A 22,343-nucleotide genomic window follows, 5' to 3' on the forward strand; every position below is an offset into this window, starting at 1 on the left:
GGGGGTCGTAAATGGCATATCTCTCTACCGGCTCGGAGTGGACCTTTGAGCTGATCCAGCGTTATGACCGCGAAATCGCACGCATTGCCGGGGATTTCGGTCTGGACACCTATCCCAACCAGGTTGAGATCATTACCGCGGAGCAGATGCTCGATGCCTATGCGTCGTCCGGCCTGCCGGTGGGCTACAGCCATTGGTCATACGGCAAGCATTTTCTCGCGTCCGAGCGCAGCTACCAGCGCGGGCACATGGGACTGGCCTACGAGATCGTCATCAACTCGAATCCCTGCATCGCGTACCTGATGGAGGAGAACACCATGCCCATGCAGGCGCTGACCATCGCGCACGCCTGCTACGGCCACAACTCCTTCTTCAAGGGCAACTACCTGTTCCGCACCTGGACCAACGCCGATGCCATCATCGACTACCTGCTGTTCGCCAAAAACTACGTAGCCGAATGCGAGCAGCGCTATGGGGAGCAGGAAGTCGAGGCGCTGCTCGATTCCTGCCACGCACTGCAGAACTACGGCGTGGACCGCTACAAGCGGCCCAAGAAGCTCTCCATTGCCGAGGAGCAGGCGCGCCAGACCGAGCGGGAGAACTACCTGCAGACACAGGTCAACGACCTGTGGCGCACCCTGCCCAAGCACCGCGCGCACGCGCTGGAAGACGATGAAGGGTTCGAGCGCGACGCCGCCTTCCCGCCGGAGCCGCAGGAGAACCTGCTCTAYTTCATCGAGAAGAACGCGCCCAAGCTGGCGCCGTGGCAACGCGAGATCGTGCGCATCGTGCGCAAGATCGCGCAGTACTTCTACCCGCAGCGCCAGACCAAGGTCATGAACGAAGGCTGGGCCACGTTCTGGCACTACACCATCCTGCACCAGTTGTACGAAGAAGGCCTGGTCAACGACGCCTTCATGATGGAGCTGCTGCAGGCGCACACCAATGTGATTTACCAGCCGCCGTACAACAGCCCCTACTACAGCGGCCTCAACCCGTACACCGTGGGCTTCCTGATGTTCCAGGACCTGCGCCGCATGTGCGAGAACCCGACCGAAGAAGACTACCGCTGGGCGCCGGAATTCGCCGGCAGCGACTGGCGCAAGACGCTCGACTTCGCCATGCGCAACTTCAAGGACGAGAGCTTCCTGCTGCAGTTCCTGTCGCCGCGCGTGATCCGCGAGCTCAAGCTGTTCTCCGTGCTCGACGACGACCGCGAAGGCAAGCTACGCGTGACCGCCATCCATGACGACGAGGGCTACCGGAACATCCGCCAGTTGCTGGCCAACCAGTACGACCTGTCGAACATGGAGCCCAACATCCAGATCACCAATGTGGATGTGGGCGGAGACCGCTCCCTGACCTTGCGCCACCTGCAGAACGACCGCCGCCCGCTGGCGCAGAACTTCGACGAGGTGATCCGCCACGTCACGCGGCTGTGGGGCTTTACGGTGCGCCTGGAAGTGGCCTATGAAGATGGCCGGCGCGAATCCAAGTACGAATGCAAGCCGGAACGCCGGCATCGCAAGGCGGCTTGAGTGGGCATGGCGGCGTCAGCCCGCGCGGGCGGTGGATGACACCGCCCGCATGATGGCCTGCGCTGCCCACAAGCCGGTGGCCGCGGCAGCGTCCGTGAAGGGCGCATTCACATAGTCCCCCGCCAGGAAGACCCGTTGCCGCGATGCCGGCGCTCGGCTGCGGTACGCCAGCACGTCGGCGGCGCGGCCGACCGGCACCGTGGGCATCGCCTGCGCCCAGCGCGTGACCAGGCAGTCCTGCATTTGCCGCGAGATGCCCGGCAGGTAATGTTCGACCTCGGGCAGCACGTCGGCGAGGATTTGCGCATCGCTCGCGCCCAGCCGATCCGCGGCGGCGCGGTCTTCCAGCATGACCTGGATGACTTGCCCATGGCCGCCTGCGGGACGCGCCAGCGGGTGCTTGCCGGCGTCCAGCGCCAGCGCGGCCACGTAACGGCGCTCGGCGCGCGGCACCAATACGCCGTAGACGCCTGCCAAAGCCGTCGGCACATGAAAGCCCGGCCGTGTGAGCAAGGACAGGTTGATGGTGCGGCTGTAGGGCGTCGCCAGCAGGCGGCGCTCCAGCGCATCCCCGCCCGTCCAGGCTTGCCGGGCAAAGGGTGCCGGCAGGGCGCACACCACGTAGTCGGCCGTGGCTTCGAAGCCCGCGCCGCTCACCACCACGCGCGTGTCCTGCTGGCGGATCGAGGCGACCCGCCGCCCGGTCTCCACCTGCAACGTGCGCGCCAGCGCGCGTGGCAGGCTTTGCATGCCGCCGGCCAGCGAAGTGTTGGCGCAGCGGCGCCAGCCGAAGCCGCTGGCCAGCAGCATCAGCGCGGCGGAGGACGATTCGGGCCTGAGGAAATAGAACCCCTGCAACAGCGGCTCCGTGACATAGGCGAGCGCTTCGCGGCAACCACGCTGGCCAAGCCATTCGCTGGCGGAATCCGCATCGTAGCGCGCCCATTGGCCAAGGTCGTCGAGCGGCAGCGTGCGCAGCGCGCGGCCTTCGCGGCCCAGCGCCAGCCCCAGGCCCAGCCAGGCCGGCAATCCGAGCAGGCCGCTGCGCAGCGGGTCCAGCAGGCTCTGCGCGCGCACGCGGCGCGGCCGGCCTTGGCGCACCACCGCGTTGAGGTCGCTGGCGCCTTGCAGTCCGCCGTCCAGGCCGAGCCGCCGCGCCAGCGCCGGCAGCACCGTGTAGCCGCTCGACAGGAATTGTGCGCCGCACTCGATGCCATGCGGCCCGAGGGTTTCGCTGCGCATGCGGCCGCCGACATCCCCGGCGGCCTCGAACACGCGCACCCGCGCGCCGGCGCGGGCGAGCGCATCGGCCGCGCACAGCCCGGCAATGCCGGCGCCGGCCACGATCACATCGGGGGCGTGCGGGCCGGGTGAATGCGCCGGCAGCGCCGATGCGGGCGGAAAGGGTGGAACGGGCGGAACAGGCGGAACGGGTGAAGGCAAGGATGTGGCGTGCATGGTCTGGGACTTGTCCGGTTAGCCCGTGCTTGGGGCACCGTGCGACAATCTATCGGCTTGCCGCGTCGCAGCCAATTCGCTTTCTCCTCAGATTCCATCATGCCCGCCGCCACCGAACCGCCGAAGCGCCGCCAGCCCTCGCAGCAGCGCGCGCAACATACCGTCCAAGCCATCTTGCAAGCCGCGGCGCAGCTGTTCGCCGAACACGAGATGCGCGCCCAGCCCGAGCCCACCACCGAGCAGATCGCTGCGCTGGCAGGGGTTTCGGTTGGCTCGCTCTACCAGTATTTTGCCGACCGCGCGGCAATTGGCCGCACCTTGATCGAGCAACAGCGCGAGGCGGCGTTGGTGGCCCTGGAAACGATGCTGGCTGAACGCCTGGCCGCCATGCCGGCAGCGGCGGGACCGGCGGAGCCGCAAGCCGCGCGCGCCGCGCTGCGGGCTTATGTGCAGGCCTATGTGCTCAGCTTTGGTGGCTATGACGCGCATAGCCGCGCGCTGGCCCGCCTGGCCTGGCGCCATGATCGCGACGAGGATGCCGTGGCGGCGCTGCGCCTGGCCAGCGAACGGATCGGCGCGCAGTTGCAGGCGCTGGGCATGAGCGCGCTGCGCTTGCCYGCCCCGGCCCAGATGTTCGCGCTCACACGGGCCTTGTTCGGGGTAGTGCGCTCGGCCGCGCTGGAGCGCTCGCCCTTGCTCGGCAGCCCGGCCCTGGAGGACGAACTGGTTCGCCTGTGCTGGAGCCTGCTGCAGCGCGAACCCGACGCCGGCTGATCCTGGCCGGCCCCGGTCCCGTCCGGGGCTCAGGCCGCGTCGGTGCTCCAGCTTCGGGCCAGATCGACCACGCCCGTTCCAGGCTGGCCGCACACCGCCTCGCCCACCACCCTTGCCCAGTAAGCCTGCGACCCGTCCGCCAGTTGCCAGGCATGCAGGCGGCGGGTGTAGATCTGCAGGTCGTACTCCTCGGTGATGCCGATGGCGCCGTGCACGGCATGCGCGATGGCGGCCACTGGCGTGACCGCTTCGCTGGCGTTGAGCTTGCCGATGGCCGCGCGCAGCGGGTCCGGCCGCCAGCCGCCGCCGGCGCAGGCGATCTGCGCGGCCATGCGTGCGGCGGTGACATGTTCCGCCATCACGCTGATCTGGTGCTGGATGGCCTGGAACTTGCCGATGGCGCGGCCGAACTGCTGGCGGTCATTGGCATATTGCAGCGTCATGTCGAACACATGCGACATGGCGCCGGCCAGCTGCACAGCGTGCAGGCAGGCCCCGATCTGGCGCAGCGTGCCCGCGGGCAGTGTGAACAGTGGCAATCCGTCCGATGCGGGGCGCGGCAGGACCACGGCCAGATCCGCATGGGCGCCGGTCGGGCGGACTTGCGCGCGGGCACGTGGCAGCAGCATGCATTGCGTGCCTTCCTGCACCAGGAACCAGGCCGCTTGCGCGCCGCCTGCGACGAGGACTGCATCCGTGGCGCCCTCATCCATATCGAAGGTTGCCAGCGCGATGGGCTCGGCCGGCACCGCCAGCCCGGCGGCGTGCAGCAGCGCACGCGCGAACAAGGTCTGGCCCAGCGGCAAAGGCAGTGCGCGGCGGCCCAGCGCGAACAGCACCGGTGCCAGTTCGTCCAGCGGCAAGCCCGCCCCGCCGGCCGCCTCGGGCAGCAGGCAATCGGCAAAGCCGCTGTCTTGTAGTGACTGCCACAGGGGCAGGTGGTCGTCGCCGCGTTCGATGGCGCGGATGACGGCGGGCGTGCAGCAGTCGCGCAGCACGCTGTCGAGCGCGTCCGAGTAAGCGTTATGCATAGGGAACTCCGGTTCAGCGCAGGCCAAGGCCCCGGGCAATCATGCCGCGCAGGATCTCGCGCGTGCCGCCACGCAGCGAATAGGACGGGGCGACCTGGCTGACGTAGGCCAGGGTGCGGTACAGGTCGGGATCGGCGGCGAGGTGCGGGTCGTCGCCCAGCGCGGCCTGCGCCAGCGCCGGAATGGACTGCTCGAACGCCGTGCCCAGGTCCTTGACCAGCGCGGCTTCCACCACCGGGCTCTCGCCTGCGGCAAGCCGGGCGGTCACCGCCAGCGACATGGCCCGCAGCACCGCCAGCCGGCCAGCCAGCCGGCCGATGGTGACGGTGTCGCGCCGCGCAGCCGGCGCGCGCCGCAGCGCCGCAATCCAGGTATCGAGCAGCACCACGCTGGAGTACAGCCGCTCCGGCCCGCTGCGCTCGAAAGCCAGCTCCGCGTTGACCTGCTCCCAGCCGCTGCCTTCGCGGCCCACCAGCGCCGCTTCAGGCAGCATCACGTCCTCGAAGCTGACTTCGGAGAAATGCGCGTCGCCGGCCAGGTCGCGGATCGGGCGCACGGTCACGCCCGGCGCGGACAGGTCGATGATGACCTGCGACAAGCCGCGCTGACGGTCCTCGCCCGTGCCGGAGGTGCGCACCAGCGCCAGCATGTAGTGGCAGCGATCGGCGTTGGTCGTCCAGATCTTGCGGCCGTTCAAGCGCCAGCCGCCGTCCGGCTGCGGCGTGGCGCGGGTCGCGACGCTGGCCAGGTCAGAGCCGGCGTTGGGCTCGCTCATGCCGATGCAGAARAAGGCCTCGCCCTTGCAGATGCGCGGGAGRTAGAASGCCTTCTGCGCGTCGCTGCCGTAGCGCAGGATCAGCGGCCCGCTCTGSCGGTCGGCGATCCAGTGGGCSGAGACCGGCGCGCCGCAGGCCAGCAGCTCCTCGACCAGCACGAAACGCGAGAACGGATCGAGCCCGGCGCCGCCATATTGCGCGGGCAAGGTGATGCCCACCCAGCCGCGGCGCGCCAGCGCGCGGCTGAAATCGGCGTTGAAGCCCATCCATGAACGGGCGCGGACCTCGGGCGCAAGGGCCGGCAGGTGTTCGGCCAGGAATGCCTTCACTTCGCGCCGGAAGGCGGCGGCGGCCGGCGGCAAGGCAGTCAGCTGGAACGTGCTGGGCAGTGAAGTCAAGACAGGGGTCTCCGTGTGGCTAGCGGCCGGCCAGCAAGCGCCGGGCGGAATAAGTCATGACACGCTCATGGCGCTGGTTGAAGACCTCGATATCCGAGTCCACCACGGCGCGGCCATTGCGCGAAGTGGGGCGGATGCCGGTCACCGTGACCGTGGCCCAGATGGTGTCGCCCACCATCACCGGGGCGTGGATCTTCTGTGTCAGCTCCAGCATGGCCAGCCCCGTGCCCTGGATCATGGTCTGCAGGATGAAGCCTTCGATCATGGCGTAGGTCAGCGCGGCGGGCACGGGCCGGCCATGGATGGCGCCGCCTTCATAGCCCGCCTCGATAAAGATCGCTTCCAGCATGCCGGTGACCGAAATGAAGTTGATCAGGTCGGTCTCGGTTACGGTGCGGCGGAAGGTCTGGAAGGCCTGGCCTTCCTTGATGTCTTGCCAATAAAAGCCCTGGCCGAGGCGGGGGAGTTGGGTATGGGGCACGGCGTCTCCTGTTGAGGGCCGCCATCGGCGGCCGGCTTCCTTTATGTTAGGAGCGGGAATGCGGCAGGGTTAGGCATTAGTGGCCGGCGACGCACAATAGGCCGCGCCGGTGCGGCCCAGCTCATCGATCTGCTCGCCGCTCAGGCCCGCCTCGCCAAGCAGGCTGCGGGTGTGCTGACCCAGGCGTGGCGGCAGCGCGCTCGCCGCGCGCTGGCCATCAAAGCGCACCGGCGCGCCGGTCATGCGCAGCGTGCCCATGGCCGGGTCGTCCAGCGTGTCGAAGAAGCCGGTGGCGCGCAGGTGCGGGTCATCCACCAGCTCAGCGAGCTGGTTGACCCGCGCCACCGGGATCTGCAGCGTTTCGCATAGCGCCAGCCAGGCGCCGGTGGTGCGCGTGCGCACGATCTCGCCGGTCAGCTCGTAGAGGGTTTCGATATGCTGCGTGCGCGCGGCGATGCCGGCAAAGCGCGGGTCGGCGGCCAGGTCGGGCCGGCCCGCGGCGGTGAAGAAGTCGCGCCAGTGGGCATCGGTGTACGGCATCATGCAGACGTGGCCGTCGGCGCTCTGGTAGGGCCGGCGCAGCGGCGCCAGCACGCGCGGATAGCCGGTGGGCCCGCGCGGCGGCTCGAAGTGCTGGCCATAGAGATGCTCGACCAGGTTGAAGGCCACCATCGATTCGAACATCGGCACTTCCACCAGCGCGCCCTTGCCGCCCTGGCGCTCGCGCCCGGCAATGGCGGCCGAGATCGACAGCGCCGCCACCAGAGCGCTGGTCTTGTCGGCCGCGATGGTGGGGAAGTAGCGCATGGTGCCGGTCTGCGCGGCCATCAACGCGGCATTACCGGACAGGCCCTGGATGATGTCGTCGTAGGCCGGGCGGCCGCCATAGGGGCCATCCTCGGCAAAGCCCAGCAAGCTCACGTAGACCAGGCGCGGGTGGCGCGCCATCACGTCGGCGGGGTCCAGCCCGAGGCCGGCCAGCTTCTGCGGGCGCATGCTGTGCATGAACACATCGGCGCTGGCCAGCAGGCGCTCCAGCGCGTCCTGCGCCGCGGGCAGCTTGAGGTTGAGCACCACGCTTTTCTTGCTGCGGTTCACGCCCAGGAAGATGGCCGACATGCCATCCTCGGCGGCCGGGCCGGTGCGCCGCGTGGAGTCGCCCTCGGGGGGCTCCACCTTGATGACTTCGGCGCCGAGATCGGCCAGCCACTGGCTGGCGTAAGGGCCCATCACGACCGTGGATAGGTCGATGACGCGGATGCCTGAGAGGGGCAACATGCCTGGGTGTCTCCTGTCTGTTCTTGTGCCTGGCTTGCGCCGGGCCGAGTGCCCTGGCGCGCGCCGGATGCCACAGGGTAGATCAGGCGGGTCGCTTGCGTCTAATATTAGATTTTTAGGATTCGATATCTTCCAGATATCAATGTGGACATCAGCGTGGACCTTCGTCAACTTCAGCAGTTCGTCGCCCTGGCCGAAACTGGCAACTTCCACCGCGCGGCCGAGCGCCTGCACATGGCGCAGCCGCCGCTCTCCATCTCGATCCGCAAGCTCGAAGATGCGCTCGGCACGCCGCTGTTCGTGCGTACCTCGCGCGGGGTGCGGCTGACCCAGGCTGGCGAAGCCGCGCTGCATGACGCGCGGCGCGCGCTGTTCCATGCCGGCCAGGCTCGCGCGGCGGCGCTGGCCGCGGCGCATGGCGAGCGCGGCGCACTGCGCGTGGGCTTTGTGGGCTCGGCAACCTACGCCTTGCTGCCCAAGCTGATCCCGGCGTTTCGGGCCGCGCACCCGGGGATCGAGCTGATCCTGCATGAATCCACCTCGGCGTCGATCCTGGACCGGCTGGAGCGCCATCAGCTCGATGCCGGGCTGGTGCGTTTTCCCATCTTGCATAGCGGCGGCTACACGCTGATGCCGCTGGAAAACGACGAGTTCGTGGCGGCGGTGCCGGCCGATAGCCGCTTTGCCGAGCGCGATGCGATTGCGCTCAAGGCGCTCGCCGGGGAACCCTTCATCATGCATCCCAGCGCCGAGGTGCCCAACTTGCAGGCCATCGCCATGCTGCTGTGCCAGCAAGCCGGGTTCGTGCCGCGTGTGACGCAAGAGGCAGTGCAGGTGCAGACCATCGTCAGCCTGGTGGAAAGCGGCCTGGGGGTGGCGCTGGTGCCCAGCGTGGCGGCGCGCTACATCAACCGGCGCGTGCGTTTCCTGCGGCTGGCCAGCCCGCGGCCGGCGGCGCGCATCGGCATCGCGCTGGCCACGTCCACGGATAGCGATGACCGGCAGGTGCAGCGCTTGCTGGAGGTGGCCTGCACCGTGGTCGCCTAGGCCAGCGGATCAGGCGCGCGCGCGCTCCAGCGCCACGCCCGGCAGCAGGTGCAGCAGGCGCACCAGCTCGCTCTGGCGATGGGTGCCGGTCTTGCGCAGGATGTCGCGAATATGCACGCGCACCGTGTGCGGCGAGACGAATTCGTGGTCGGCGATCTCGGTCAGGGTTTCGCCGGCGGCAAGGCGGATGGCAATCAGACTTTCCTTGCGCGACAGGCCGAACAGCGACGTTAGCACCGAACTGTCGAGCACCGAGCGCGATTCCGAATTGCCCATCAGCACCATCGCGAACGGCAGTTGCCATGGGCCTTCCACCGGCTGGCGGGCTACCAGCGGCAGCACGATGATGGGTACCGGCTGGCCGCCCGAAGTGATGTGCATCCACGAGCCGGCCGCCGCCTCGCCGCCACGGGATTGCATGGCGCGGTCGAGTAGCTTGTGCAGGGTGGCGTGCAGGGTCTGGTCGTGGGTCTTGAGCATGCCGTTTTCCAGCGCGAGCTGGCTGTCGGCCTGCACCAGCGCCTCGGCCCAGATATTGGCGTAGCGCACGCGCATATCGGCCTGCAGCACCATCACGCCGAAGTCGAGCGTATCCAGCCCGGCCAACCCAAGGGCCGCCAGGCCGCTCAACTCGAAGTTGCGCTGTTGCATGCGCGCGGCGCGGGCCCAGTGCGGCAGCACGCGCGCGAGCCGCTTGCTGCGGTGGCTCAAGCCCTGCGCCCCGTCGAAGCCGGTGTCCAGGCGGCCGCCCCGGTCCGTGCCGCCCATCAGCACGCAGACCTCGGCGGTATCGAGCAGGCGCACGCCATGCGCCAGGTCGGCGCCATGCGCCGGCGCGCGCCAAGGCGCGCCATCCTGCAGGTCGCCATGGTGATCGCCCGCGAGCGCGCGCCTGGGCAGGCTCGCCAGCGCATGCAGGCCTTCCGGCACGTAGGTGCCCTGCGCCGGGAAGCAGCCATGCGGGGTGACGCCGAGGCGCGCTTGCCCGGACAGCTTGTCCCAGACCAGGTAGTGCGGGCTTTCGATGTCGGTATACCGGGAGAAGAGATCCAGCGCGGCTGGCATGGCGGTGACGTCAAGCGCCGACTCGTAGATCGAATCGATCAGACGATGGAAGTCTTCATCCGCCGACGGATGTTCGCCCATAGTGTTTTCCCCGGTGGCTCTCGCCTGATCCTGCTTTGCTCTTTTTATTGGCCCGCTGGTAAGCGGTACGGCTGGCTCGCTGTGGCCGGCTCCAAAGTGGCAGGTGCCACCGGACGGGGTCAGGCGCCCGGTATGCCGGGTATGTCAGCGCTGCGCGTTACCGTGTGGCGGCATTATGCGCATGCGAGCATAACTTCGCAAACAGGGAATGTCGCCCGGGCAATTATTAAAAATTATTTCAACGCCGAAATGCCTGCGAAAGGGGCCACGGCCGCGCAAAGCGTACCCGTTTCTGCGTGCGCTTTGCGCGCAGCATAGTGACTCAGCCAGGCCCGGGCGCACCCTTCGAAAGCGCAGCGGCGCCCCCGGCGCCGGCGGCCAGCTCCGTGGCCTGCGCTTCCTGCGCCGGGGGGAGCCCCAGGCCGCCCTCGACCTGCACCGTCACCCGCTGCGTGGCCATGCTGATGCCATGCTGGTCGAACTTGCGCTTGAGCCGCACGTTGAACGCGCGCGTGATTTCCGCCTGGGTCAGCGGACGGGTCCTGAACTGGGCCAGCACCACCGAGCCGTTGGGGTCGAAGCGATCGAGGCCCAGGATGTCGAGCCCGGAAAGCAGGTTGCGCGCGTAGCGGAAATCGCGGGACACCTCGGCGCCGGTCTCGCGGATCAGCTCGATGGCCTGGTCGAGGTCGCTGCCGTACGCCACGCCGATGTTGAACACGGCAAAGGCATAGCCGCGCGACATGTTCTTGATGGCCTTGATCTGGCTGTAGGGCAGTATATGAAGCGCGCCCTTGCCGTCGCGCAGCTTGACGGTGCGGATGGTCATGGCCTCCACCGTGCCGATATGGTCGGTCACTTCCACCGAGTCGCCGATGGCGATCGAATCCTCCACCACGATGAACAGGCCGGTGATCAGGTCCTGCACCAGGCTTTGCGCGCCAAAGCCGATGGCCAGGCCGACCACGCCGGCGCCGGCGAGCAGTGGCGTCACGTTGACGCCGAGGTTGGCCAGCACCACGATCAGCGTGACGACCAGCAGCGTGACGAACAACGCGTTGCGCACCAGCGGCAGGATGGTCCTGGCGCGCAGGCTGGGCTCCTGCCCGCGGCCGTGCGCGGGCGTCAGCGTCTGGGTGATGGCCGTATCGATCAGCAGCCACAGCAGCCACGACAGCAGCACGGTGCAGGTCACGCTGAACACGGCTTCGCCGATGCGCTTGCCGAGCGAGGTGGATTCAATCACCGAGAGCAGCGACACGCCCCAGATCCGGCTGGCCAGCTCGAAGTAGGCGAACCAGATCACTACCCGCACCAGCGCTACGGCGAAGCGCCCGAAGCGCGCCAGGTAGGCCGAGCGCTGGCGGTCGCGAAAGCGCGGCGCGCGGTGCGTGGCCTTGGGCGAGCGGCCGGTGATCAGCGTTAGCAGCAGCGCGGCCACGAACAGCGCCACCGAGGCCACGGTGCGCCGCAGGAAGATGTCCGCGTAGCCGGTGGCCAGTAGCGTGCCGGCCACGGAGGCCACCACCACCGCCAGCACCGGCAGGTGCCAGCTCGCGCCCACCAGGCGCAGCAGGTCCATGATTGCGGGATGCTCCTGGCGGAAGACCAGCGGCCGGCTGCTGATGATCTGGCCGATCTGCCGGCGAAAGCGCAGCGTGAAGGCGCCGATCAGCAACGCCGCGGCGATGTTGGCCACGGTGGAGATCAGCGCCGACAGGTTGGTGCCAAGCGAGGCGATCACGCGCGCGTCGGTCGTGACGTCGCCCAGCGCCGCCAGCGCGCCGGTGGTGAACAGCAGCCTGCGGGAGTGCAGCAGCAGGTCGCGCACCGCGTGGGCGCGGTGCGCCGAGGTAAACAGCGCGAAGATGACCTGGCACACCGCGCCCATCACGGCGCCGGCCACCACCGAATAGGCGATCACCATGCCGGCCATGCTGGCGGGTGAGCGTCCGAACATACCGCTCGAAAGCAGCATCGCCAGGGCGAAGGCCACCACCCACGGCGCCACCCTGCGCAGCATGTAAAGCCCGACATCCATCCAGGACGGCACTGCGGGCAGCTCATGGCGTACCGCCGGCTGCAGGCGCCGGTTGCGCACGCGTCTCACCGCCTCCCGCAACAGCCATCCGGCGAAGAACCAAGCGGCGAGCACGGTGGAGAACTCTCGTGCCGATTGCCAGGGCGAGCGCGTCCCGTTCATGGTCAGTGCGGCCAGCCACTCCTCGCCCGCGAAATCGATGCGCCAGCGCCAGTAGTGCCACGGCCCCTTGTCCTTGCCGAGCGACGCATCGAGATGGTCGACCGCCTCGGCCAGCGCTCCGAGCAGGCCAGGTTGTGGCGCCGACGCCGCACTGGCCCCGCCTATGCTCTTGCGCAGCACCTGCAACTGGTCGACCAGGGCCTTGCGGTCCTTGTCGCTCTGCAGCGTGGTGATGACCTGGTCGAGCGACTGCGCGAGCGGCTCGCTGGCCGCGGGCTGCGAGGCCGGCGCGGACTCGGCCTTGACGACCGCCGCCAGCGAGGCCAGTCCGCCCGGCGCCGCCAGTGCTGGCTGCGCTGCAAGCGTGGCCAGCGCCAGCCAGATCATCAGCATCGGCAGCAGGGCGCGTGGCCGGCATGCGGCCGGTAATGTGAATTGGGACCTGATCACGAGCGTCATCTCATGCGGGTAGAGAGTGCCGGGCAACGCCGGGGGATGCCTGACACTGTAGCGCATCGCGGATACCGCACACGCCGTGGATTCGTGCGGCGCCGCAATCGGCGTTGCCGCTCGCGCAGGGCACCCGGCAAGGCGTGTCGCATGGCCGCAGCAGCGGGTGGCGTGCAGCAGGCGTACCATGGCAGCAAGCCCGTGCTGGCTGGTTGCGGTCAACGGAGTGACGGTGCGGGCCGTTGAGTGAGGTATTGCGTGTCGGTCGGGTTGCGGCTGTATGCAGCCCTGTCGTTTCGTTGTCCCAATGGCATTGTTACCGCAGGAGCCTGTCATGAATGCTATGAAAGCCATGAACGCTGTTACCGCAGTTACCGTTTTGCCTGCCTCGCCCGCCTCGTTGGGTCGGCGCATCGGCTTGCCCATGCTGCTGGCCGCAGCCCTCATCGTCTCGGTCCCGCACCTGGCGCGCGCTCAAGCCACGCCAGCCGCCCCCGCCGCTGCCGCGCCAATGGCCAAGCCGGCCGCGCCTGCGCCCTCAGCCTCCATGCCAATGGCCAAGCCGGCCGCGCCCGCCGCCGCCGCGGCTCCGGGTGGCGGCCCTGGGCAGGTATGGGCCAACAAGTCTTCCAAGGTCTATCACTGCCCGGGCACGAAGTACTACGGCAAGACCAAGAACGGTGCTTACATGAGTGAAGCCGACGCCACCGCGCAAGGTTTCCACGCGGATCACGGCAAGGCATGCAAGTGAGCCGCGGGAAGCGCCGCCGGGAGGGAATGACATGCACCTGATCTGGATCATTCTCATCGGCTTTCTCGCCGGCTTGGTGGCGCGCCTGCTCGCGCCCGGGCGCGGGCCAAGCGGTTTTTTCCTGACCGCCGGCCTGGGCATCGTCGGCTCGCTCGCAGCGACCTTCCTTGGGCAGGCGTTGGGCTGGTACCGCCTTGGCCAGTCCGCCGGTTTTATCGGCGCCGTGCTGGGCGCCGTGATCCTGCTGGCGCTGTATCACCTGGCAACGCGGCGCTAGACAGGCCGCGGATACTTCAAGTGGCCAATGCTGCTGCCCGCGGGCAGCAGCATTCGCGCCGCGCGCAGGCGTGCTCACGCTCTCATGCGCTTGGTGTGCTTCATGTGCTTTCATGCATTCGTCGCTTCGGACGATGCGTTGCGCGCCGTCATCCCTGAATCTCCATACCACGCTGGCAAGTCCGTTTATTCGGCTCGCCGGGCTCAGGCATTCCGCCCAGGCGTAGCGCTGCGCGCCGACGGGGAACGGGGAATGCGGGGAATGGTTCAGCACAGATTCGACACACATCATCAACACACATCAAGACAACGCGGAGACAAGATGGAACTCAATGCATCGGTAACGGCAGTGATCACGGGCGGCGCGTCGGGCCTGGGCGAAGCCACCGCGCGGGCGCTGGCGGCGCACGGCGTGCGCGTCGCGCTGTTCGACATGAATGCGGAAAAGGGCGAGGCCGTGGCGCGTGAACTCGGGGGCGTGTTCTGCCAGGTCAACGTGACGTCGGAAGCCGAGGTCGAAGCTGGCTTCGCCAAGGCGCGCGCAGCGCTCGGGCAGGAACGCATCCTGGTGAATTGCGCCGGCACTGGCAACGCCATCAAGACCGCATCGCGCGCCAAGGAAGCGCCGGACCAGATCCGCTTCTTCGCCTCGGACGCGTTCGAGCGCATCATCCAGATCAACCTGATCGGCTCCTTCCGCTGCCTGGCGCGCTCGGCCGCCGGCATGCTCACGCTGGATGCGCGCGACGGCGATCGCGGCGTCATCATCAATACCGCCTCGGTGGCGGCACAGGACGGGCAGATGGGCCAGGCGGCGTACTCCGCCTCCAAGGCCGGCGTGGTCGGCATGACCCTGCCGATTGCGCGCGATCTGTCCGGCGAAGGCATTCGCGTCAACACCATCATGCCCGGCATCTTCAACACGCCGCTCCTGCAAGGCGCGCAGGAACACGTCAAGGCGGCGCTGGCCGCCTCGGTGCCGTTCCCCAAGCGGCTCGGCGCGCCGGAGGAGTTTGCCTCGCTCGCGTTGGAGATGTGCCGCAACAGCTATTTCAACGGCGAAGCGGTGCGGCTCGATGGCGCCATCCGCATGGCCCCGCGCTGATCCGGCAGTTCACAACAATAAAAAGGACGCGCGCATGCAGCAGGACCGAGAGAAGGAGACGCTGATGGATTTCAGTTACCTGACCACACTGCCGCATGCGCTGCGCCACTTCGCGCAGCGGCGGCCCGATGCGGTGGCCTATGCCTTCGAAGGCAGGCTGACCACGTATCTGGCGCTGGACCGCCAGAGCGATCGTGTCGCCCAGGCGCTGGCGGCAGCGGGGGTCGGGCCCGGCGAGCGCATCGGCTATATCGGCAAGAACTGCGATCACTACTTCGAGCTGCTGCTGGGGGCAGCCAAGATGGGTGCCGTGATGGCGCCCGCGAGCTGGCGCCTGGTGCCGCCGGAGGTGGGCTATATCGTTGGCCACTCCGATGCCGCGCTGCTGTTCGTGGGGCCGGAATCGGCAGACCTGGTGCGCAAGCTGCTGCCCACGCTGCCGCTGGTGCGCGAGGTGATCGCCATGGAAGGCGGCCAGCCGGACTGGCCCGCCTATGTGACGTGGCGCGACGCGCAGGCGCCCACGCCACCGGCGCACCAGAGCGCCGCGCACGACGTGGTGCTGCAGCTTTATACGTCGGGGACCACCGGCCGCCCCAAGGGCGCCATGCTGACCCACCGCAACCTGACCGCTGGCACCGAGGCCAGCGAGCGCGAAGATATCTCGTGGTCGCGCTGGACGGACGACGATGTCTCGCTGGTGGCCATGCCGGTGGCGCACATTGGTGGCTCGGGCTGGGGCTTGCGCAGCTTGCTCGCGGGGGCCAAGGGCGTGGTGGCGCGCGATTTCGATCCCGGCGCGGTGCTGGACTTCTTTGAGCGCGAGCGCATCAGCAAGCTGTTCCTGGTGCCCGCGGCGATGCAGTTCGTGCTGCGCGATCCGCGCGCGCGCAGCATCGACTACTCTCGCCTGAAGACCTTGCTCTACGGCGCGGCGCCGATCCCGGCCGCCTTGCTGCGCGAAGGCATCGAAGTCTTCGGCTGCGGGTTTGCGCAGCAGTATGGCATGACCGAGACCACCGGCACGGTGGTGGCGCTGCCGCCGGAAGACCACACTACCGACGACGTGCCGCGCATGCGGGCCGCCGGCAAGCCGTTGCCCGGCGTGGAAGTGGTGGTGGTGGACTGGGAAGGCCGGCGCCTGCCGCCGGGCGAAGTCGGCGAGCTGATGATCCGCTCGCCGCAGAACATGGCCGGCTACTGGAAGCAGCCCGACGAGACCGCGCGCACCATCGACGCCGACGGCTGGCTGCGCACCGGCGACGCCGGCTTTCTCGATGCCGAGGGCTATGTCTACATCCACGACCGGGTCAAGGACATGATCATCAGCGGCGGCGAGAACGTGTATCCCGCCGAGGTCGAGAGCGCGATCTATGGCCACCCGCAGGTGGCGGATGTGGCCGTGATCGGTGTGCCCGACGACAAATGGGGGGAGGCGGTCAAGGCCATCGTCGTGCCCCGTCCCGGGCAGGCGCCGGATCGCGACAGCATCGTGGCGTGGGCGCGCGAGCGGCTGGCCGGCTACAAGATCCCAAAGAGCATCGAGTTTGCCGATGCGCTGCCGCGCAACCCGTCCGGCAAGCTGCTGCGCAGGAAGCTACGCGAGCCGTATTGGGAGGGGTACAACCGGCGTGTCAACTGAGGCTGGCGCACAGCAATGCAAGACGCTCGGTACGCTGCGCTCTCCTATTTCATGGGAGAGCGCAGCGAGTCAGTGATTATCAGGACACATTCTCCCTGAACGCCTCCACCTGCCCCACGGAACGCGTTACGTAACGCGTAACACGCAACCAGGCCGCCGCTTGCGCATTCGCGGCTGGCAAGGGGCGCCGCCAGGTCCCCCCAGCCTGGCACGCCCTCCCGCCAGCCGTTATGGCGCCTGCCTTCCCGGCCGACGCCACCCCTGCCGCAATCCCCCTCGCATCCGCTGCGCTCAACGCCTTGCCGCTGGCACGCGGCTTGCGGTATTGCCTGTGACAACGTTGCCGCGAATACCAGCCAAGCCGGATGGGCACGTCGTTGCCAAAGGGGGAGCAGATGGAACCGGAACGCAGCAGCTCGCACGGAGGCACGCCGTCATGAATGCACTCCTGCTTGAAGACAACCCGCTCCTGCGGCTCGGCCTGCTGCGCATGCTTGCTGGCGTCGAGGGCCTGGGCCACGTGATCTGCGTGGATCCGGCCGATCTCGCCATGCTGCACGGGCAGATGAACGACATCGGGCTGGTGATCCTCGGCTTGCCGCCAGCGCAGGATCGCGCGCGCGCGCTGCTGGAGACCGCACGCACCGTGCTATCGGCGCAGTACCTGCTGCTGCTGGTCGATGGCACGTTACCGCCCGTGTTGCCGCCGGACCTGGCGTGGGGCATCTGCACATGGCTGCCGAAGGCGTCATCGCTGGCGGCGATCGAGGTGGCGATCCGGCTGGTGCTGGCTGATGACGCGCGCTGGCACCAGCCGGCCCCGCACCCCTCTGCGCCCTTGCAGGCACTTGCGACGGAACGCGCCCGCATCGACCAGCTGCGCGACGAGGCGCGCATGTTGAAGCTCACGCCGCGCCAGTACGAGGTGCTGGTCCTGCTGTCGCACGGCTACGCGCTCAAGACCGTGAGCCGCCTGCTCAATATCTCGATGGCGACCGTGAAGAGCCATGTCGCGCTGTTGTACCAGCGCCTGCAGGTCAGCAACAAGAGCGAAGCCATCCATGCCGCCCGCCAGCGCGGCGCCAGGTTCCAGACAGGCGACAGTCACGGCAGCAATGCTCGTGGCGCGGCCCGCGCCTGGCCCTAACCCCAGTTTCCCGTTCAGGAGAGCACCATGCGCAATCACACTGTCAGGGACGCGGAAATCGCCGCCGCCATCGACGCCACCCTGCTGCGCCGCCGGCAACAGTTCGACGGCCAGCCAGCCGCATGGCATGTGCTGTGCGAAGCGGCCCACGTCGCCACGCTGGGCGAACCGGCGCGCCGGGCCTTCATCGCGCGCGTGGCGGCCAGCCGTGGCGCCGACATCGCCCTGCGCCTGCTGCTCAAGGCGGAATCGATCCGTGCCACGGTGACCGCGGCGCTGGAAGCCGGCGAAGAGGTGGGCGCCGGCCAGCCGGCCGTGCCCTTTGTCGAGTGCGTGGGCTGCGAGGATTGCGGGGATGTCGATGGGCCGGCAGCCGGCGTGGCTGCCTTGCAGGAACGCAGCCCGGCGGGCGGGCTGCTGCACTGACGCGGCTTACAGCCCTAGCACCAGCTTGGCGATGATGTTGCGCTGGATCTCGTTGGAGCCGGCGTAGATCGATGCCTTGCGGTAGTTGAAGTAGCGCGGCGCCAGCGGCGCGGCATAGTCGGGGCCCGCCTGTGGCCCCGTGGCACGTCCTTGCAATTCGCCCCAGCCGTCCTGCACGAAGGGCAGCGCGTACGGGCCGGCGGCTTCCACCGCCAGCTCGCTGATGGACTGGATGGTCTCGGTGCCCACCAGCTTGAGCATGCTGGAGGCGGCGCCGATCGAGGTGCCCGACGTCACGTTGGAAAACAGCCGCAGCTCGCTCGCCTCCAGCGCGGCCGCGCGCACGTGCAGCTCGGCCAGCTTGCGGCGAAAACCCGGGTCGTCGAGCAAGCGCCCGCCATCTTCGCCGGGCTCGTTCTCCGCGATGCGCGCCACCTTGGCCAGTTGCTGGCGCAGCATCGGGCCGTAGCTGCCGCCGCGCTCGAACTCAAGCAGGTATTTGGCGTAGGTCCAGCCCAGGCCCTCCTCGCCGATACGGTTCTCCACTGGCACGCGCACATCTTCAAAGAAGACCTGGTTGACTTCCTGCTGGCCCTCGACCGGGCCATCCAGCGTGGGCAGCGGCGCCACCGTGATGCCGGGCGTGCGCATGTCCACCAGCACGAAGGAGATGCCGTCCTGGCGGCGCGCGTCGCGGCTGGTGCGCACCAGGCAGAACATCCAGTCGGCCCACTGCGCGTGCGTGGTCCAGATCTTGGAGCCGTTGAGGATGTAGTGCTCGCCGTGCGCGTCGTTCCCGCGCTCGGCGCGCATCTGCAGCGAGGCCAGGTCGGAGCCGGAGTTGGGTTCCGAGTAGCCCTGGCACCACCAGATGTCGGAGCGCAGGATGGGCGGCAGGAAGCGCGCCTTTTGCGCCGGAGTGCCGTATTTCATGATCACCGGCGCTACCATCTTCAGGCCCATCGGCGACACGGTCGGGCAGCCGGCGGCAGCCGTCTCCGCCTGGAACAGGTAGCGCTGCGCCGGGGACCAGCCCGGGCCGCCATATTCCTCTGGCCAGTTGGGCGCGGCCCAGCCGCGCTCGAACAGCTTCTTCTGCCAGCGCACCTGGCCTTCCTTGTCGAGGTAGCCATTCTTGGTGCGCGCCATCAGGGCCTTGAGCCCGGGGTCGAAGGCTTCCTTGATCCAGGCGCGGACCTCGTCGCGGAACTGCAGCTCTTGCGGGGAGAAATCGAGATTCATCGATGGGCCTCGGGATATTCGTCAGTGCGGGGCGGGAATGCGTGGGCTCACGCGGCAACCGGATACAGCAGGTCGGCGTAACGGCGCAGGTGGTGTTCGGCGGAGCCAAACTGCAGGTCGATCGCGGTGACGCGCTTGAAGTAATGGCCAACCGCCAGCTCCTCCGTCACGCCCATGCCGCCATGGATCTGCACCGCGGCCTGGCCGACGAACCTGCCGGCCTGCCCGGCTTGCGCCTTGGCGGCGCTGGCCGCCAGCGCACGCTGCGTGGGCTGCGCACCAGCCTGCATGGCGGCGACTTGCGTCAGCGCCACGGTTTGCTCCAGTTGCACGTACATGTCTGCCATGCGGTGCTGCAGCACCTGGAAGGTGGCAATCGGTACGCCAAACTGCTTGCGCTGGCGTGCGTAGTCGACCGTGTCGCCCAGCATGCGGCTCATGGCGCCGCCGGCTTCGGCGCACAGCGCTACCGCAGCGTCGTCGCTCAGGCGCTCGATCAGCGCCAGCGCCTCGCCCTCGGCGCCCAGCAAGCCGCCATCCGGCACGAAGACGTTGTCCAGGCGTATGTCGGCGGCCCGGGAGCCATCCACGGTGGGGTATTCCTGCAGCGTCACGCCGGGCGCGTTGCGCGCGATCCAGAACAGGCTGATGCCGTCCCGGTCGCGCCGGCTGCCGCCGGTGCGCGCGCTTACCACCAGGTGCGTGGCCCACGGCGCGGCCACCACCACGGCCTTGTGGCCGTCAAGGCGCCAGCCGCCTTGCGCGCGGGCAGCGCTGGCCTGTACATCGTGCAGGCAGTAACGGCTGCGCGGCTCGGCGTGCGCCCAGGCCACGGTGGCTTCGCCGCCGATGATGGCAGGCAGCCAGTTGGCGGCCAGGGTCTCGCTGCCATGCAGCAAGGCGCCGCCGCCGAGCACAACGGTAGACAGGTAAGGCTCGACCACCAGGTGACGGCCGAACTGCTCCATCACGATCGTGTGGTCGACGGCATTGCCGCCGAGCCCGCCAAAGCGTTCCGGGAAAGCGGCGCCCAGCAGCCCTAGCTCCTGCGCCAGGGCTTGCCAGCAGGATGTCCGCCAGCCAGCGGGCGAGCGGATTGCCGCCTGGCGGGCTTCGAAGCTGTAGTGGTCGGCCAGGTAGCGCGCGAGCGTGTCGCGCAGCATCGATTGTTCTTCGCTGAATTGGAAATCCACGGTGGTTCCTTGGCGCGGTTGCTGGGGCACTTGCCATTATGTGAAGAGGCCGGCGGTTCGCATCGTCGGATGCGACGAATCGCCTTGGCGCGCGGCGCGCCGCGCGGGCGGCCACATCGGCGTTTGCGGCATTGCACCAAGGCGCGTTCGTCGCATCCGACGATGCCCGCCCGGGGTACCTGTCCCGACAATGTGCCGCACGCAATGCCATCCCTGCCGGTTCCGCGGTACCGAAGTTTCCAACGCACCCAGTCACCCAGTCACCCAGTCACCCAGTCACCCAGTCACCCAGTTCGGCCATACCCACTTCCAGGAGGGTCAGTCATGCACCCGCATGTTCATGCGCAGCGCACCCCGGACAAGCCGGCCATCATCATGGCCGGCGGCACCGTCGTTACTTACCGTGAGCTCGACGAGCGCTCCAACCAGGCAGCGCGGCTGTTCCGCGACCACGGGCTGCAGCCGGGCGACCGCGTGGCCTTCCTGCTGGAGAACCACCCACGCCTGTTCGAGCTGTGCTGGGGCGCGCAACGCTCGGGGTTGATCTACGTGTGCATCAGCACGCGCCTGAACGTGGACGACGCGGCGCATATCGTGGCCGACAGCGGGGCCAGGATGCTGGTCACCTCGCATGCGCAGGCCGCCGTGGCGCAGGGCGTGGCGGCCAAGGTGCCAGGCCTGGTCGCGCGCCTGATGATGGATGGCGCGGTGCCGGGCTTTGCCGCCTACGAGACGGCGCTGGCCCAGTACCCCGGGTGGCGCATCGAGGACGAATGCGCGGGCACCGACATGCTGTACTCCTCCGGCACCACCGGCCGCCCCAAGGGTGTCTTCACGCCGCCGGCCAACCCGCAGATCGACGTGCCTGGCACCATGGTGCTGATGTGCCAATCCCTCTACCAGTTCGGCACGGACACGCGCTACCTCTCGCCGGCACCGCTCTACCACGCCGCGCCGCTGCGCTACAACATGGCGGTGCAGCAGCTCGGCGGCACCTCGGTGGTGATGGAGCATTTCGACGCGGAAGCATTCCTGCGCTTGCTGGCACGGCACCGCATCACGCATACCCAGGTCGTGCCGACCATGTTCTCGCGCATGCTCAAGCTGCCCGAGGATGTGCGCCTGCGCCACGACGTGTCCTCGCTGCGCTTTGCCGTGCATGCTGCCGCGCCCTGCCCGGTGGCCGTCAAGGAGCAGATGATCGACTGGTGGGGGCCGATCATCTGGGAGTACTACGCCGGCACGGAGGGCAACGGCTCCACCGCCGTGGGTTCGGCCGACTGGCTCACCCATAAAGGCACGGTGGGCCGCGCCTCCATTGGCCAGCTGCGCATCTGCGACGACAGCGGCGCGCTGCTGCCGCCGGGCGAGCCCGGCACCATCTACTTTGCCGAGGGGCGCAGCTTCGTCTACCACAACGATCCCGACAAGACCGCGCAGTCGCGCCACCCGGTGCACGCCGGCTGGACCACGCTGGGCGATGTCGGCTACGTGGACGAGGAGGGCTATCTCTACCTGACCGACCGCAAGGCGAACATGATCATCTCGGGCGGGGTCAACATCTATCCGCAGGAGGCCGAGAACCTGCTGATGACCCATCCCGAGGTCATGGACGTGGCAGTGATCGGGGTGCCAAACGAGGACTTTGGCGAGGAGGTCAAGGCGGTGGTGCAGCCACTCGACATGGCGCGCGCCAGCCCGGCCCTGGCCGACGAGCTGCTGGCCTTCTGCCGCACGCACCTCTCGGCCATCAAGTGCCCGCGCTCGGTGGACTTTGCCGCCGAGCTGCCGCGCCTGCCCACCGGCAAGCTGCTCAAGCGGCTGCTGCGCGAGCGCTACTGGGCGGGGCGGGAGAACAAGCTGGTATAGCTTGCTCGTGTGGTCAGCATTGTGGCCGGCATCGAGGCCGCCGGCCCGGCATCGCGGCGGCGGCGCATGCCGGGCGGGCGTTTACGCCATAATCAGCCGTTCGATCCCTGGC

19 protein-coding genes are annotated in these 22,343 nt (G+C 68.4%); 10 read left to right on the plus strand and 9 right to left on the minus strand.

What is annotated here, in order from left to right; translation table 11 throughout:
- Positions 1-11: 11 nt before the first annotated feature.
- Positions 12-1,538, plus strand: a complete 1,527-nt coding sequence (locus tag AC1DQR_RS31080; RefSeq protein WP_043357207.1) for a SpoVR family protein — start codon at positions 12-14, stop codon at positions 1,536-1,538.
- Positions 1,539-1,553: 15 nt separating this feature from the next.
- Here AC1DQR_RS31080 and AC1DQR_RS31085 read toward each other — a convergent pair whose 3' ends face one another.
- On the minus strand, positions 1,554-2,996 hold the full coding sequence (locus AC1DQR_RS31085; protein WP_477134393.1) for a protoporphyrinogen/coproporphyrinogen oxidase: 1,443 nt from the start codon (positions 2,994-2,996) through the stop codon (positions 1,554-1,556).
- 99 nt (positions 2,997-3,095) lie between these two features.
- Here AC1DQR_RS31085 and AC1DQR_RS31090 point away from each other — a divergent pair, with 99 nt between their 5' ends.
- Positions 3,096-3,770: a TetR/AcrR family transcriptional regulator gene (locus tag AC1DQR_RS31090; protein ID WP_416051432.1), complete on the plus strand. Its 675-nt coding sequence runs from the start codon at positions 3,096-3,098 to the stop codon at positions 3,768-3,770.
- Positions 3,771-3,799: 29 nt separating this feature from the next.
- Here AC1DQR_RS31090 and AC1DQR_RS31095 read toward each other — a convergent pair whose 3' ends face one another.
- The 4 genes from AC1DQR_RS31095 to AC1DQR_RS31110 form a co-directional block, all read right to left on the minus strand.
- Positions 3,800-4,801: an acyl-CoA dehydrogenase family protein gene (locus AC1DQR_RS31095; RefSeq protein WP_477134394.1), complete on the minus strand. Its 1,002-nt coding sequence runs from the start codon at positions 4,799-4,801 to the stop codon at positions 3,800-3,802.
- A gap of 13 nt (positions 4,802-4,814) precedes the next feature.
- The gene (locus AC1DQR_RS31100) at positions 4,815-5,975 is read right to left on the minus strand and encodes an acyl-CoA dehydrogenase family protein (protein ID WP_416051434.1); all 1,161 of its coding nucleotides are present in this window, start codon (positions 5,973-5,975) and stop codon (positions 4,815-4,817) included.
- A 19-nt stretch (positions 5,976-5,994) separates the two neighbouring features.
- The gene (locus AC1DQR_RS31105; RefSeq protein WP_150985236.1) at positions 5,995-6,456 is read right to left on the minus strand and encodes a MaoC family dehydratase; all 462 of its coding nucleotides are present in this window, start codon (positions 6,454-6,456) and stop codon (positions 5,995-5,997) included.
- A 69-nt stretch (positions 6,457-6,525) separates the two neighbouring features.
- A complete protein-coding gene (locus tag AC1DQR_RS31110) occupies positions 6,526-7,734 on the minus strand; it encodes a CaiB/BaiF CoA transferase family protein (protein WP_477134395.1) in 1,209 nt (402 codons plus the stop codon).
- Between the two features lie 156 nt (positions 7,735-7,890).
- On the opposite strand from AC1DQR_RS31110, the gene AC1DQR_RS31115 reads away from it, so the two are divergent.
- Entirely contained in the window at positions 7,891-8,781 is an 891-nt protein-coding gene (locus AC1DQR_RS31115) for a LysR substrate-binding domain-containing protein (protein WP_416051435.1), read from the plus strand.
- 9 nt (positions 8,782-8,790) lie between these two features.
- Here the strand turns inward: AC1DQR_RS31115 and AC1DQR_RS31120 are convergent, their stop codons facing one another.
- Positions 8,791-9,927: a helix-turn-helix transcriptional regulator gene (locus AC1DQR_RS31120; protein ID WP_416051436.1), complete on the minus strand. Its 1,137-nt coding sequence runs from the start codon at positions 9,925-9,927 to the stop codon at positions 8,791-8,793.
- A 322-nt stretch (positions 9,928-10,249) separates the two neighbouring features.
- Positions 10,250-12,523: a mechanosensitive ion channel family protein gene (locus AC1DQR_RS31125; RefSeq protein ID WP_477134399.1), complete on the minus strand. Its 2,274-nt coding sequence runs from the start codon at positions 12,521-12,523 to the stop codon at positions 10,250-10,252.
- A gap of 391 nt (positions 12,524-12,914) precedes the next feature.
- On the opposite strand from AC1DQR_RS31125, the gene AC1DQR_RS31130 reads away from it, so the two are divergent.
- From AC1DQR_RS31130 to AC1DQR_RS31155, 6 genes are all read left to right on the plus strand, one after another.
- Entirely contained in the window at positions 12,915-13,331 is a 417-nt protein-coding gene (locus tag AC1DQR_RS31130; protein ID WP_416051437.1) for a signal protein, read from the plus strand.
- A 31-nt stretch (positions 13,332-13,362) separates the two neighbouring features.
- On the plus strand, positions 13,363-13,608 hold the full coding sequence (locus AC1DQR_RS31135; RefSeq protein ID WP_477134396.1) for a GlsB/YeaQ/YmgE family stress response membrane protein: 246 nt from the start codon (positions 13,363-13,365) through the stop codon (positions 13,606-13,608).
- Positions 13,609-13,929: 321 nt separating this feature from the next.
- A complete protein-coding gene (locus AC1DQR_RS31140) occupies positions 13,930-14,712 on the plus strand; it encodes an SDR family NAD(P)-dependent oxidoreductase (RefSeq protein ID WP_043357193.1) in 783 nt (260 codons plus the stop codon).
- 64 nt (positions 14,713-14,776) lie between these two features.
- Entirely contained in the window at positions 14,777-16,354 is a 1,578-nt protein-coding gene (locus AC1DQR_RS31145) for a fatty acid--CoA ligase (RefSeq protein WP_416053352.1), read from the plus strand.
- Between the two features lie 436 nt (positions 16,355-16,790).
- Positions 16,791-17,501 (plus strand): helix-turn-helix transcriptional regulator, encoded by a 711-nt coding sequence (locus AC1DQR_RS31150; RefSeq protein ID WP_416051439.1) that lies wholly within the window; start codon positions 16,791-16,793, stop codon positions 17,499-17,501.
- 27 nt (positions 17,502-17,528) lie between these two features.
- Positions 17,529-17,927 carry a DUF7696 family protein gene (locus tag AC1DQR_RS31155; RefSeq protein ID WP_416051440.1) on the plus strand — a complete coding sequence of 133 codons (399 nt, stop codon included), beginning with the start codon at positions 17,529-17,531 and terminating at the stop codon, positions 17,925-17,927.
- A gap of 6 nt (positions 17,928-17,933) precedes the next feature.
- Here the strand turns inward: AC1DQR_RS31155 and AC1DQR_RS31160 are convergent, their stop codons facing one another.
- A complete protein-coding gene (locus AC1DQR_RS31160; RefSeq protein WP_477134397.1) occupies positions 17,934-19,169 on the minus strand; it encodes an acyl-CoA dehydrogenase family protein in 1,236 nt (411 codons plus the stop codon).
- Positions 19,170-19,216: 47 nt separating this feature from the next.
- Positions 19,217-20,362 (minus strand): acyl-CoA dehydrogenase family protein, encoded by a 1,146-nt coding sequence (locus tag AC1DQR_RS31165; RefSeq protein ID WP_416051442.1) that lies wholly within the window; start codon positions 20,360-20,362, stop codon positions 19,217-19,219.
- 324 nt (positions 20,363-20,686) lie between these two features.
- Here AC1DQR_RS31165 and AC1DQR_RS31170 point away from each other — a divergent pair, with 324 nt between their 5' ends.
- On the plus strand, positions 20,687-22,231 hold the full coding sequence (locus AC1DQR_RS31170; protein WP_416051443.1) for an AMP-binding protein: 1,545 nt from the start codon (positions 20,687-20,689) through the stop codon (positions 22,229-22,231).
- Positions 22,232-22,343: the final 112 nt, after the last annotated feature.

This window comes from Cupriavidus sp. 05L411 (genome assembly GCF_056398045.1).